At 54.3% G+C, this 14,109-nt stretch carries 7 protein-coding genes and 1 pseudogene; 3 read left to right on the forward strand and 5 right to left on the reverse strand.

Annotated features, from left to right (window positions below):
- Positions 1-49 precede the first annotated feature (49 nt).
- From ACP5D4_RS00785 to ACP5D4_RS00795, 3 genes are all read right to left on the reverse strand, one after another.
- Positions 50-5,650 (reverse strand): PAS domain S-box protein, encoded by a 5,601-nt coding sequence (locus ACP5D4_RS00785; protein ID WP_428009706.1) that lies wholly within the window; start codon positions 5,648-5,650, stop codon positions 50-52.
- A 503-nt stretch (positions 5,651-6,153) separates the two neighbouring features.
- Entirely contained in the window at positions 6,154-6,534 is a 381-nt protein-coding gene (locus ACP5D4_RS00790; protein WP_428009707.1) for a response regulator, read from the reverse strand.
- 304 nt (positions 6,535-6,838) lie between these two features.
- The gene (locus ACP5D4_RS00795) at positions 6,839-9,190 is read right to left on the reverse strand and encodes a response regulator (protein ID WP_428009708.1); all 2,352 of its coding nucleotides are present in this window, start codon (positions 9,188-9,190) and stop codon (positions 6,839-6,841) included.
- Positions 9,191-9,630: 440 nt separating this feature from the next.
- Here ACP5D4_RS00795 and ACP5D4_RS00800 point away from each other — a divergent pair, with 440 nt between their 5' ends.
- Positions 9,631-11,370 carry a glycosyltransferase family 4 protein gene (locus ACP5D4_RS00800; protein ID WP_428009709.1) on the forward strand — a complete coding sequence of 580 codons (1,740 nt, stop codon included), beginning with the start codon at positions 9,631-9,633 and terminating at the stop codon, positions 11,368-11,370.
- A 51-nt stretch (positions 11,371-11,421) separates the two neighbouring features.
- Complete coding sequence (locus tag ACP5D4_RS00805; RefSeq protein ID WP_428009710.1) at positions 11,422-12,006, forward strand: PAP/fibrillin family protein; 585 nt, start codon at positions 11,422-11,424, stop codon at positions 12,004-12,006.
- Positions 12,007-12,164: 158 nt separating this feature from the next.
- On the opposite strand, the gene ACP5D4_RS00810 is transcribed toward ACP5D4_RS00805, so the two are convergent.
- A complete protein-coding gene (locus ACP5D4_RS00810) occupies positions 12,165-12,578 on the reverse strand; it encodes an Npun_F0494 family protein (protein ID WP_428009711.1) in 414 nt (137 codons plus the stop codon).
- Between the two features lie 208 nt (positions 12,579-12,786).
- Here ACP5D4_RS00810 and ACP5D4_RS00815 point away from each other — a divergent pair, with 208 nt between their 5' ends.
- Entirely contained in the window at positions 12,787-13,668 is an 882-nt protein-coding gene (locus ACP5D4_RS00815; protein WP_428009712.1) for a rhodanese-related sulfurtransferase, read from the forward strand.
- Between the two features lie 232 nt (positions 13,669-13,900).
- Here ACP5D4_RS00815 and ACP5D4_RS00820 read toward each other — a convergent pair.
- Positions 13,901-14,109 (reverse strand): annotated as a pseudogene (locus ACP5D4_RS00820) (transposase); the annotation flags it as partial.

Here is a 14,109-nt window from a genome sequence, read left to right on the forward strand (position 1 = left end):
GATGATGGGATGATGGGATGATGGGAAATCTCCCAATCTCCCCCGTTCCCTATCTGCCCCTCTCCTCCTCCCACAGCGGTAACACTACAGACATCCGCGTTCCGCCTCCAGAACGGTTTTCAGCCCAAATGCGGCCGCCGTGGGCGAGGACGAGACGGCGACAGATGGTCAAACCGAGTCCGGTTCCCCCTTTTTGGCGGGAGTCTGAGGCGTCTACTTGTTGGAAGGGGTCGAAAATGCTTTCGAGGCGATCGCTCGGAATGCCACGACCGCGATCGCACACCTGTATGCAGATCTTTCGGGGCGATTCTTCTCTGTCTTCGGAGACCCACAACGCCCGTAAGGTGACAGTATTGCCTGAAGCGGAAAATTTTATAGCATTACTTAGTAAATTTGTCAAGACCTGAAGCGTGCGATCGGCATCGACCCACAATCGCGCTTGTTTGAGGCTCTCGGAGAGGGGGTCTAACACCAAGGCGATGCCGTCGCGATCGGCCATGGCTTGCATGATATTTGTACTTTGTACCAACAACTCTTCTACAGGATGGGGAGCGCGATCGAGGGTAATGCGGCCGGATTCGAGCTGTTGGAAATCGAGCAAATCGTCGATGAGGCGTTCCAAACGTTCGCTGTTGTGCAAGGCGATTTCGACGAGATTTGTCGCTTTCTTGGGAAGCTGTCCGAGCTTTCCGGTGGTCAAAACGCCCAAGGCGACGCGCATCGAAGTCAGAGGCGTTCGCAGTTCGTGACTGACGATGGAAATAAACTCGTTTTTCATCCGTTCGACGGCCTGACGTTCGGTAATGTCTTTAAACGTCAACACAGCCCCGAGGGATTCGTTGTCGTACAAAATGGGCGTACAGACGTAATCGACGGGAAACGTCGAACCGTCGCGACGGCGAAAGATCGCTTGTCGCGTGGGATTTTCTGGCTGCAATACCTGACCGATCGCCTCGAGGGTTTGCGGCATCTCACAGGTGAGGTCGTTCGCGAGAGTTGGAGCGTTTTCGGTCTCCACCACCGTGATTTCCGCCTCCTGTAGAATCTCGCTCGTTCCGGCTCTCTCTAAAGTTTCGAGGGAGGCCACGAGGTCGTTGGCGGCGGTACCGATGAGCCTGTTCGTGGTGTAACCGAGGGTGCGAGCGGCGGTGGGGTTGCAAAAGGCGATGTTGCCATGTCGGTCTAACTCGCAGATCCCTTCTCCAGCAGAGGTCAAAATCAGTTCGTAACGGCGGCGCAAGTTGTCCAAAGCGGCTTGATACTGCTTGCGATCGGTGATGTCTTGAACAATTCCCAAATAGTACAACCCCGCTTCAGTGCCGTATTGAAACGAGGAGAGGGTCAGTTCCACCCAAACGATCGATCCGTCTTTCCGGAAATACCGTTTTTCCATCGAATAATCTCGAGTTTGTCCGCTGATGAGCATCTCCATGAACTCATATTCTCGTGCCACATCCTCCGGATGGGTAAACCGATCGAAGGACATTCCCACGAGTTCGTCGAGGTTGTAGCCGATAATTTCGCAGAACTTGTGATTAGCTTCGTAAAGGCGTCCGTTAAGGTCGCCGATGGCGATGCCAACAGCGGCTTGCTCGAACATCGTCCGCAGGCGAGCTTCGCTGGCTTGGACTTGCGCGTAAAGGTCGGCTTGTTGGATGGCGAGGCTGACTTGGGCGGCCAGTTGTCCGAGCATTTCCACTTCGCCGTCGTTCCAGGGTCGCACCCGGCGACATTGGTGAGCGATGAGGAGTCCCCACAGCGGCGAGCGATCTTCAAAGGGTTTGAGAATCGGCACCACGACTTTCGATCGCACCCCCATCTGTTTCATAAACTCCACCAAACAGGGGGCAAAGGGGTCGGTTTCGACGTTGAGAACGATACGGGGCAGTCCTTGGCAATATCGCTCGTAACAATTACTCGGAAACTCTTCGTCGGGAAATTCCATACCCACACTGGCCTGATAGCCTTCGGCTACGGATTCGCTCACCACGCGCCCGAGGCGGTTGGGAAACAGTTGAAAAATCAAAACCCGCTCGACGCCGAGACAGTGACGCACTTCGCGAACGGTGTTATCGAGAATTTCTTGTAGGTTGAGGGATTGGCGAATGCGTTGGGTGAGGGTGTTGAGGAGGCGATCGCGCTGGGCTTGTTGTTGCAGGCGTTCTTCGGCTTCTTTGCGACTGGTGATATCGAAAATCGTGCCGTCGAGATATACCAAATTCCCCCATTCGTCCCACAATCCCCGACCTTTTTCGTACACCCAACAAATCGACCCGTCGGCGCAGCGAATGCGGTACTCGAAACTGTAAGGCTCTTGTTGGGCGATGGTGGTGTTAATCGAATGGGAAATGCGATCGAGGTCGTCGGGATGGATAATCTGCGCCCAAAAGCAGGAATTGTAGAGAAACTGACCGGGGGTATATCCAGTAATATCTTCGATGGCGTCGCTAATAAACACCGTCGTCCAAAATTTATCGGGCAAACAGCGGTAAATCGCCCCGGTGAGGTTGGCCACGAGGGAGCGAAACCGTTCTTCGCTGGCTTTGAAGGCCAGTTCGGTGTGTTTGAGGTCGGTAATATCGCTAGTGATGCCGTCGATGCGGAGGGGGTCGCCCCGTTCGTCCCGCACCAGCCGCGCCCGTCCCCGCACCCAGCGCAGGGTTCCATCGGGTCGCAGGATGCGATATTCCAGGTCGAACTGGCCGAGGGCGAACAGTTGGCGCCAGGCTTGTTTGAATGGGTAGCGATCGCCGGGATAGACGACTTTTTCCCAACGGTGAGGTTGTTCGATAAACTCCGTCGGGTCGCGTCCGTAGATTTTCACCAACGCCGGACTGACGTAAAGCAGTTGCAAGGTGCGAGCGCACAGCGACCATACCAAATCGTCGATGGACCCCAAAACGTTATTGAGCCGCTCTTGACTGGCTCGCAGGGCGACTTCGCTGGCTCGTAGAGAGGCTTGAGCGCGTTTGGCGTCGGTGATGTCTTCGGCAATTCCCGCGATACAGGTGACCGTACCGTCGGAGTCGCGCACGGGAAAGGAGCGATCGCGAATCCAGCGCACGCCGTCGGGTCGCAGGATGCGATATTCCACTGTCAAAGGTTTATTGAGGCTGGCATCCCAAAACAAGGAGGCTTCGAGGCGATCGCGATCTTCAGCGTCAATGACATCGAACCAGTGGCGGGGGTTTTGGTACAGTTCAGCGCGAGGCCGTCCCCAGAGGGTTTCGTAGGCGGGACTGACGTAAAGAACGGTTTCTACGTTGGGATCGACAATCCAAAATACGCTGTCGATGTTGTGGGTGAGTTGGTGAAAGCGCAGTTCGCTTTCGAGGAGCGCCTCTTCCACTTGGCGGCGGCGGCTGATATCCCGCAGGGACACAGCATAAGCGGGGCGACCGAGCCAGCGGGTTTCGGCCACGGCAATTTCGACCGGAAGGGTGCGACCGCCCGGGCGCAACAGTTCCATTTCTACGGGATCGCCTTGGGCGATGGGTTGACCGAACTCTTGTCCGAGGAGTTCTTCGAGGGGGCGATCGAACAGTCGGGCGGCGGCGGCGTTGGCGAAACAGACGATCCCTTTGCCATCGACGATAACGATGCCGTCGGAGGTGCTGTTGACGACGGTATCGAGTTGAGATTCGCGATCGCGCAGTTGTTGTTCGGTTTGTTTGCGATCGGTGATATCGGTGGCGGTTCCCAACACCTGAACCGTCTTTCCTTCGGCATTCCGTTTGAAGGTTACGTCGCGCGATCGCAACCAACGTATCCGACCGTCGGCGTGGCGCATCCGATATTCGATTTCTCGACCCTCATCGTCCTCGATCTCCGACCAGGTTCGCACGTATTCAGCCAATCGGGGAGTGTCTTCGGGATACCAGGTGTCGGCAAAAAACCCCTCGCCCCGCTGTCGGACGACGTCGGGATCGTAACCGAGAATTTCCGAAATTTGCGAGTTGACGTATACGACTCTCAGAGTCGAGAGATCGACAATGTAGATAATTTGCGGGGTCGTGTTGGCGATGGCTTCGATGAACGCTTGGTTTTGCCGCAGTTGAGCCAGAGCGCGAGAGCGTTCGGTGATGTCCCGGTAGGCGCTGAGGTAACAACTGCGGCTTGGACTGGCGAAACTTTCGCTCGAGGGCAGTGCCAGAAACCGCGTCGAGACCAAGAGCGTTTTCTGGCTGCCGTCTTTGGCGCGAATCGTGGTTTCGATGTTGTGAAGGCTACCCTGTTGCCGTACCCACTCCAGTCGTTCTAGGGCTTGGCCGTAGTCTTCAGCATCGGGATAGAGGGTTCTGAGGAAGTTGGGGTCGGCGTTGGCTTCGACATTGCTGTATCCGGTAATTTCTTCCATTTTGGGATTGAAAATGCCCAGATTTCCCCGTTCGTCACTGAGGGTGATGCCTTCGCCGACGGTTTCGACCACCGTCAGCAACCGCTGGGCGAGGGTTTGCAGGTCGTCTTCGGCCTGTTTGCGATCGGTGATATCGAAGATGACGCCGTCCCAGACGATAGATCCGTCGGGTTGAGGTTCGGGGCGGGAAATGCCCTGAAGCCATTTTTGACGACCCGAGGGGGTGGTGACGCGCCATTCGAGAGACCAGGGTTGTAGGGTTTCGGCGGAGAGTTGAATCGACTTGGCGGCGCGATCGCGATCGTCCGGGTGCATCATTTCCAGGAGGAAACTGGTATCTCGACAGGCCGCCTCCGGGGAAATCTCGAACAGGGTTTGACAGCCCGGACTGGCGTAGGCGATTTCGTCGGAACCGTCGGCATGCAAGAGGTAGCGAAAAATCATGCCCGGAACGTTGGCGGCTAAGTGGTGAAATCGGGTTTCGCTTTCTTGAAGGGCGGCTTCGGTGCGTTTGCGATCGGTAATGTCGGTATGGGAGCCGATAACGCGCTGGGGGCGTCCTCGTTCGTCCCGCCAAATGCGACTCCGCGATAAAAACCAGCGAGGCTCGCCCTTTGGCGAGAGGACGCGATACTCGAATTGGCAGGTTTCGGCGGCTCCCTCGAGGCAGCCTCGCACGAACGGCCGCACCGTTTCGCGATCGTCGGGGTGCAGGCCGTCGAGCCAGGTTTCCCAGGACTCGAGTTCCGTTCCGCCGTTGTCTTTCCAGAGGTGTTGGAAGTTGGGGGAAACGTACAACTGACCCGTGACAAGGTTCCAGTCCCAAATTGCCACTTGACTGGTGGTGAGTGCCAGTTCGTAACGCTCTTGGGGCGATGGCGTTGGGGTTTCTGGCGCCGTTTCCCACACCAGTAACAGGTGGTCTTCTCCTTCGGCGGTGGCGAGGGCGGACAGACGGGCGATCGCCCCAATGGGGCGGCCGTCTTGGCGGTGCAGGCAGCAGCGATGGGTTTGAGGCGGTTCGCCTGCGCCAACGCTCTCGAGAAAGACTCTGAAGCTGGGGCGATCGCGAGCGGGGAGCCATTGAAACACCGATTTTCCCACCAAGCTGTCCGGTAACGCTCCCAGGAGGGTCGCGGCGGCGCGATTGGCACTCAAAACGATTCCCAGTCGGTTCAATTTTAGATGAGCGACCGGGAGATGTTCTTCCCAACGACGATAGTTCTGTACATCTTGTTGGAGTTGAGAGACCGTCGCCACCAGCCTTTTTAGCAGGGCTGCATCCAAACCCATCACCCATGCCTCGAATGCCGACTTTTTATTAATATATTCGATCGGCGATTTGCCTTGCGATCGAGGCAGGGGAACCCCCGACGGACAGGATGACGCGCGTCCTTCGACAATTCCCCTTCTTTTTTGAAGTTTTTTTTAACAGCGTATTACAAGCAGTCTTGAAAAAGCGTCAAAAGTCCTATAGCGAAGTGCTAACGAGCTGCTCTGACCAACGACGGAATTGGAGGATTTAAAAGCTGAATTGCCGAAAAATCTGGCATTTTTTCGTGGCAGTGGGGACAAAACCAATAAATCTTACCGTGTGCGACATGACGTAGGAGTTTGGAGGAACAACAAGGACAGTCATTCATGATTGGTTTCCACCTCTCTTCTCTGTGAGATGCTATGTCCATCAGTGTAAGAGGGGATTGTGAAAAAGTTGTGAAGCGATGACTTTTTAAAAAATCTTAACAAACTCAAAAAAGCTGAAACTGAGGCGATCTCCTTCAGGGAACGAGGGGTTTTTAATCCCAGTTGAGGATACCACAAATTTGCGGAACCAATTTCAAGGGATCGAACGGCTTGGCAATTGCCGCTGCAATTCCCAGAGCCTCCCATTCTGGCAAGGTTTTGCCCTGGCCTTTCGCCGTCAAAAACAACACCGGGATCGATTGGGTATCGGGATTTTGTCGTAGCTGTTTCAAGGTTTCCAAACCGTCCATATCCGGCATCATCACGTCGAGTAAAATGGCATCGGGGCGATCGCGCTCGGCGGCTGCGATCCCCTCCGATCCCGAGCTAGCCGTCACCACTTCCCAGCCTCCTTCTAATTCCAGAACGATCTGCGTCACTTCCCGAATATCTTGTTCGTCGTCTACGATTAAAATTCGTCGGTGTTTGTTCATTTTTATCCCAAGAATTTGTGGCTATAGCAATTTCCTATGAGTCGCGCCATCGCCGTCCCGGCCAGAATGCCCGGGTTCGCCAGACTATTGAGCTTTTCGGATTTTAGGGTTTGCAGGAACTTGCTCTATGGCAAGCCTAAATAAATTTTATGAATAAGTTGTGAAGGGACTTGACAAACCCAAAAAAAAGTGCATTAAAAACGAGGCGACGGGTGATGGGAGATAGCCTGTCGGTGGAGGTTTGCGCTCTCGGGCGGGGCGGGAAATTCGCCAACGGCAGTGTCTACGGCCAAGGCGCGGCAGGTCAAGGGTCATCGACTGAGCCAGCAGAACAGACGCGATCGCGTCCGGCCTCTTTGGCGCGATACAACGCCGCATCTGCCGCGCGATACAACGTCTGTAAATCTTTCCCGTCCTCGGGATACTGAGCCACTCCCGCGCTGAACGTAACCTGCAACTGGGCTTCATCGTCCAAAGTAAAGGTTTGCTGTCGCCAGTCGGCCAACACTTCAGACAGACGGCGCACGGCGTCCGCTTTCAAAGTATCGATCGCCACCACGACAAACTCTTCCCCGCCCCAGCGGCCGATGGTATCTTTGGGGCGAAAAGACTCCCGCAACACCTCGCCGAAGCGATGGAGCACCAAATCCCCCGCAGCGTGGCCGTAGCGGTCGTTAACCTGTTTGAAGCGATCGATATCCAACAGCGCAAAGGACAACACCCGACTTTCCCGAGCGCAAGTTCGCAGCAATCGCGTAATGTCGTAACTGGACTTGCGACGGTTGGCCACACCCGTCAGCGGGTCGAGTTCGGCCAAGTTTTGCAACAGTTGCGTCCGTTCCAAGCGGTTAAACAATCGCGCGATCAACTCCGGTCCGGCGATGGGCTTGCTCATGTAATCGTCCGCCCCCGCCCGAAAAATACGATTGACCGTCTCAGTATCCGTGCGAACCGTCAAAAACAACACCGGAAGTTTGCGCCACTGCGGTTCGTTGCGAACCACCTGACAGAGTTCGATACCGCTGTAATCGGGCATTTCCAAATCTAAAACCAGCAAATCCGGCGTAAAGGATTCCAAAACTTGCCAAAACTGACGCGGCTCGCTGAGGGTTTGCACGTTGAGTCCCCACGGTTGCAACAAGGCTTTCAGTAACGCCAGTTCCTGAACGTCGTCATCGACGATCAGAACCTTCGCCGCCGGGTTCGATCGCTGCAACACTTCCAAGGTCGTCTCGAGAATCTGCGTCGTCGTCAGGGGTTTCTGTAAAAAGGCCTGAGCCCCCAACCGGGACACCGCCAGGCGATCGTTAAAACTGTCCCGTACCGTCAACACGATCGCCGGAATTTCTGGGCGGTTGCGGGCTAAATCTTCCAACAGCATCAACCCGTCTTCCTCCGACTCGGGAAAATTGAGATCCAGCAGAATCAGACTCGGCGGGTTTTCCACGATTTCCCGTCGCGCCTGACGCACCGTCGACGCCACCTGGGTCTCGAGTCCCCAGGTTTTAGCGTCTTCGGCGATTTGTGCCGTCAACATCGTATCGTCATCGACGACCAACAAGCGGCGGCGATCGGGAGCCGACCCCATCGGCGGCGGTTCCACCGCGATGGGGTCGGGATCTCCCTCGAGTTGCTGGCGCAGTTCCACCAAACTCTGCCACAACTGTGTCAGTTCGGCTTCGGCTAACGGCTCTTCCTTGGACAGCAAGGCTTCGATTTGACGGGCCAGTTGCGACCCGTAACGATAGCCGAAAGTCCCCAACGATCCTGCCAGACGGTGGGCTTCCTGACGGGCCAAGCGGCGATCGCTCTCTTCGCCGCCGTCCACAATGGCGTTGGCCCCCCGCTCGATGGTTTCCACCCGTTGCAGCGCCCTGGGTTTGACCCGTTCCCACACTTTTTTAATGGCGTTGAGGGTGGGATTGGAGTCGGGCTGAGTCGGTATCGTCGAGTTAGCGATCGGGGATGGAGAAGTCATGTCATTGGCGTTTTTTAGACGATAGCCGACGCCGTACACGGTTTCGATGAGGTCGGCGGGAGCGTTGGCGGCTTTGAGTTTCGTGCGCAAGCCTTTGACGTGGGCGCGGAGGGTGTTTTCGGTGGGCGGTTCTTCTAAAGACCACAAATGGGCGATAATCGTGTCTCGATCGAACACCCGCGACGGAGACCGTAAGAACAACTCTAACAGGGCGTATTCTTTTGGCGTCAGAGACAGCGATTGCTGCTTGTAAGTGACTTCGCAGGTGGCCGGGTCCAAACACAGATCTTCCCAGATCAAGACGGGTTGTCGCGAATAATGTCCTCGCCGCAATAGGGCGCGAATCCGAGCCAGCAGTTCTTCAATGCTGACGGGTTTGACCACGTAATCGTCCGCTCCGGCATCGAGTCCACTAATTTTATCGTGGCTGCTTTCGAGGGCGCTCAGGAGCAAAATCGGCATTTGATAGTGTTGCGATCGCAAATACCGACAAATCTCGATCCCGTCGAGTTCGGGCAACACCACGTCTAAAACGATGAGGTCGTAATCGAAGGTGCGAGCGTAGTTGAGACCGGTTTTCCCGTCTGTCGCCAGATCGACAATATAGTTCCGTTGGCTGAGGTACTGACTCAGCAACTCAATTAATTGTTCGTCGTCTTCGACCAACAGAATCTTCACCAATCAGTTCCCAGCGAACGACACTTCTATTGTTTAAGTTTATTCATTTCTTTTGGGATTCAAAGCATTTTGGGGGCTTGATATCAATATCATATTTTATAACAATTAAGTGACGCGAGCGATGGGAACTGTAACGGGTGCATCTCAAAACTGTAAATTCATCGGAGAAAAGCTGGCCGGATCGATCGTGCTACGCAGCACTTCCGCGAACAAAAGAACGCCGTTCCGCTGTCGAGATCGGCGATTGGGTTCGACTCCGTTCCAATTAACTGACCCAGAGCTTCCTATTTTTACAAAAGTGAGATGCGCCCGCTGCAACGGGGAGCGCCCCTTAGTTGCTGTCACAGAAGTTCGCGAAATTCGTCAAGACAGAGGATTTTTCGGGAAGAAGGCAAAAAGCTTTCGTATAATGAGGCGACGTACCGTTAGCATTTTCCGCCATGCACCGAAGTGCCGCCATTTTCTACGTTAAAGACGGCTACGACACCAGCGGCAAGCGGTTATTGGGGCGTCAGTCGGCAGGAGAAGGATTTCTCAAAGCTCTCGCCCGCTACAGCCAAGCTGAGACCCTTTACTGTTCGACGCCTTCAGAGGACTCGTTTCGCGAGTTTTGCCATCGCGTCCGAGGCTGGACCACCCAAAACCGCTCGATCGTCTGGTTAAACAGTAACGACCCCTCCTCTCTCTCCCAAGCCGGAGTGTTGTACTACCCGACTCCCGGCATCGGCGAATGGGCTTGGAAACGACGTTTCAGCGACTCTCGCAGCTATAGCCTGTGCGGTATCACCCACACCACCGCCAGCCGCGCCATCATGGAAGCCGTCAGCCAGTTACTCATCGCCCCCGTGCAACCCTGGGACGCTCTCATCTGCACCTCCCAAGCGGTCAAACAGGGGGTCGAACATCTTCTCGAGAGTTGGGGAGAATACCTCCTCCAACGCACGGGATGCCGACCGGACGCAAACGTACAACTGCCCGTGATTCCCCTGGGGGTAGACTGCACGGCGTTTCCCCAAGGAAACCAAGCCAAAGAGTCCCGCCGCCGCCTGCGTCAAACCTTACAGATTGCTGAAGAAGACCTGGTAATTTTGTTCGTGGGGCGGTTGGTTTCCTACGCCAAAGCTCACCCGGTCCCCATGTATCTCGCCGTGGAACGGGCGGTACAGCAGCTTCGGCGAGATTCCCAACTGTCCCAACAACGGGTTCATTTGATTCAAGCGGGATGGTTTGAGTCGGACAAGGACGAGGCGGCGTTTAAAGCGGCGGCGAAAAAATACTGTCCCTCAGTCAACGCCCTGTTTGTAGACGGACGCTTACCGGAAATTCGCCGTCAGATTTGGAGTACGGCAGATATTTTTATTTCTTTGGCCGACAACATTCAGGAAACTTTCGGCTTGACCCCCATCGAAGCGATGGCGTCGGGGCTTCCTGTGGTGGTCTCCGATTGGAACGGGTATAAGGAATCTGTCCGCCACGACATCGACGGCTTTCGCGTCCCGACGCTGTTACCGCCGCCGGGAACGGGGGGCGATTTGGCGTTCGATTACATCAACGATCGAGTCAATTACAGTACCTTTGTGGGGGAAAGTGCGATGACTACGGCCATCGACATCGATGCTTGCGCGACGTTTTTACTGCGGTTGATGGGCGATCGCACCTTGCGTCAGCGTCTCGGGGAAAACGGCCGCCAACGGGCGCGACAGGTGTACGATTGGCGTATCGTCATCGAATCTTACGAGGCGCTGTGGGTGGAGTTAGCCCGAAAACGAGCCAGTGAGTCCATGTGTGCGCCGCTGGAGGCTGAGCGATCGCCCTATCCCATTAGCGACGATCCCTTCCGCGCCTTCGCTCACTATCCTACGCAAAGTCTGACGCCACAGCTGCGATTGACCCTCGGTCAAATGGCGTCGCCGCAAGCAAGGGCGGAGTTGTTTCAATTGTGGACGAATACCTTGGGCAGTTCCCGCCGCCTATCGCCGGAAGAGACGGATAGACTTATCGAATTGGTGGGAAAATTGGGATCGATCTCCATCGAAGAGATTTTTCGACAGTGGCAGATTGCGCCGCGATCGATTGGCGGCGTTCGCCTCTATCGCACGGTTTCCTATTTGCTGAAATTCGATATCCTTAAAATTGAATCGCTGTCGCGAACATCTCGAAACACTGAGTTTTTACAGTAATTTACTCCGCTCGAACAGCCCCTTAAAATTCATTGAAACCTTTATTGACTTATGCTCGGCAAAGACGAACTGTTACAGGCGATCGCGGGCAAAAATCGCGGTTTGCTGGCGACGGAAACCGATAAAACCGCGATTCTCTCGGCGGTGGCGCGTCTTGAAGATCGCAACCCCACCCCCAACCCCATCGAAGCCGCTGAACTCCTCGAGGGCAACTGGCGACTGTTGTACACCACCAGCGACGAACTGTTGGGGATCGATCGATTTCCCGTTTACAATCTCGGGCAAATTTACCAATGTATCCGCGTTAAAGACCGCAAAATCTACAATATTGCTGAACTGCGCGGTATTCCCTATCTCGAAGGTATGGTGAGCGTGGCGGCAAGGTTTCAACCCACCTCCACCCGTCGCGTTGACGTGAAATTTCAGCGATTCGTGGTGGGATTGCAGCGACTCATCGGCTATCAAAACCCCGACTCGTTTATCGAAGCGATGGAATCGGGTAAAAAGTTCTTCGCCGTGGATTTCGAGATTACTCCAGGAGAGCGCAGCGGTTGGCTGGAAATCACCTATCTCGACGAGGATTTACGCATCGGACGGGGCAACGTGGGTAGCGTCTTTGTCTTGTCGAAAGTCTAGAAACCCCGTTGTCCAAGAGGTTGGAAGATTTTTGACAAACTCTCCGGACGGTATTCCTTCAGCCCGGAAGTATAGAACGGTAGATGCACCCTGATAGTTAACCCCGGCAAGACACCCAGCCGGGGTTTTTTGTTGATAGAATTCGATCGCCGCGTCGATTAGAGGGGCAACCGCAACCAACGCCGCAACCAATTCGCTACGCGATCGAACCGGGTTAATTTGGCTGGCCACGACTCTCCATGTTCCTGCCACTCGCGGACGACCAAACGTCCCAACGGCGTCAGGCGGAAACTGTCTGTAATACCCTGTCCGTCTACTTTCCGACGCAACACTCCGACGTTAATCAGCCACAACAGATCGTTTTCGGCGTTGAGTTCGGGAATCGGCATTTCGGTATATCCTGCTTTAAAGCCGGCGGTTCCCGCAATTTCTCCGAGAAATACCCCTTCTTCGCGCATGGCGATGTAGAGTTTGAGTTGAAACGGCGCACAGCGCACGGCTCGTCTGGCGCGTTGAATGGTAACTTCGGGATATTGAACCGATTGTGACATTTTGGAGTGGGTGACGGTCATAGCGTTTGGGAATCGTGTCAACAGAAGCGATGGAGGACGGCGACTCACGTTCGCGGCCGAGTGTGATGCGAACGTGAGATGCTAAGGTTCATCTCGACGAGATATCGACGGGTCGAATTTTTTTAAATATTCTAAACGGAAGGGGCGATCGCTGTCACAACCCTGGCACAATGATAGATCCTTCGATAGAGCGTCTTTGAGTTTTCTGATGAGTGTTGTTGTTGCCACGTTTTATAAATTCGTCCGTTTGCGCGATTTTGCAGAAAAGCGAGAACCGTTGCTGAAATTTTGTCGCGATCGCGCCGTCAAAGGGACGATTTTACTGGCGGAAGAAGGGATTAACGCCACGATCGCCGGAAGCCGAGGATCGATCGATGCAGTACTCGCCGAACTCCGTCGCGATCCCCGTCTGATGGACTTGGAGCATAAGGAATCCACTGCGGAAAACCCGCCGTTCGAGCGGATGAAAGTGCGGCTGAAGCGAGAAATCGTCACCCTCGGACAACCGGATATCGACCCGCGCGATCGCGTGGGAACCTACGTGAGTCCCGAACAGTGGAATCAAATTATTTCCGATCCCGATGTGACGCTTATCGACACTCGTAACGATTACGAATTTGAAATCGGTACGTTCAAAGGGGCGAAAAATCCCAACACGCGATCGTTTCGCGAGTTTCCCGAGTACGTTCAAAAAACGCTCGATCCGACAAAAAACAAGAAAGTGGCGATGTTTTGTACGGGCGGAATTCGCTGCGAAAAAGCAACTTCTTATTTGTTAAAGCAAGGCTTTGAAGAAGTTTATCATCTCAAAGGTGGGATTTTAAAATATTTAGAAAACGTCCCCGAAAAAGAGAGTTTATGGGAAGGAGAATGTTTCGTATTTGACGAGCGTGTGGCGGTCAAACATGGTTTAGAACCCGGTCGTTACGAAATGTGCCTCAGTTGCGGACATCCCATTTCCGAGGAAGATAAAGCCTCTGAAAAATACGAATTTGCGATTTCTTGTCCTCACTGTCACGACAGTTTGACGGAAGAAAAACGTCGCCGTCAGATGGCGAGAAAGCAACAGTTACTGTACTCTAAATCCTAGCCATCTCGTCGCCGCATTTTATGCAACGCGGCGACAGGGGCTTGAACGGGAATTTTAGGGTCTTCGGAAATTATGGTGTAATTTGTAAATTTGCATACAAAATCTGGGTCGGGGCGCATCCCCCCAACCATCCCCCCAACCCCCCTTTCAAAGAGGGGTGAAGGGGTGATATAAAATCTGCTTATCACCTCAAACTCCGAAGACCCAGTATGGTTCAACAGCCAATGTCAATTTAACTCGAAGATTCTGAGTTTGAATTTCCCTCATCGAGCAATTGTTGAAACTCGGCGATCGAACTCACTCTGATAGCTTGCACCAACAGTGCTTTCAACCGTTGCAAATCTTGTAAAGAATTGAGGGTTTCTGCTACAGAATCCGGAACCGTCTCGAAGCGAGCATTTAAAAGGTCGATAACCGCCTCGCGGCTTCGGTTCAAGATCC

The organism is Baaleninema sp. (genome assembly GCF_049974805.1).
GTDB lineage: Bacteria > Cyanobacteriota > Cyanobacteriia > Cyanobacteriales > Geitlerinemataceae > Baaleninema.

What these genes read in the sequence shown, in the direction of transcription:
- ACP5D4_RS00805 (WP_428009710.1), top strand. Translation starts at nt 11,422, where the DNA reads ATGCTCGGCAAAGACGAACTGTTACAGGCGATCGCGGGCAAAAATCGC.
- ACP5D4_RS00790 (WP_428009707.1), bottom strand. Translation starts at nt 6,534, where the DNA reads ATGAACAAACACCGACGAATTTTAATCGTAGACGACGAACAAGATATT.
- ACP5D4_RS00785 (WP_428009706.1), bottom strand. Translation starts at nt 5,650, where the DNA reads ATGGGTTTGGATGCAGCCCTGCTAAAAAGGCTGGTGGCGACGGTCTCT.
- ACP5D4_RS00815 (WP_428009712.1), top strand. Translation starts at nt 12,787, where the DNA reads ATGAGTGTTGTTGTTGCCACGTTTTATAAATTCGTCCGTTTGCGCGAT.
- ACP5D4_RS00810 (WP_428009711.1), bottom strand. Translation starts at nt 12,578, where the DNA reads ATGACCGTCACCCACTCCAAAATGTCACAATCGGTTCAATATCCCGAA.
- ACP5D4_RS00800 (WP_428009709.1), top strand. Translation starts at nt 9,631, where the DNA reads ATGCACCGAAGTGCCGCCATTTTCTACGTTAAAGACGGCTACGACACC.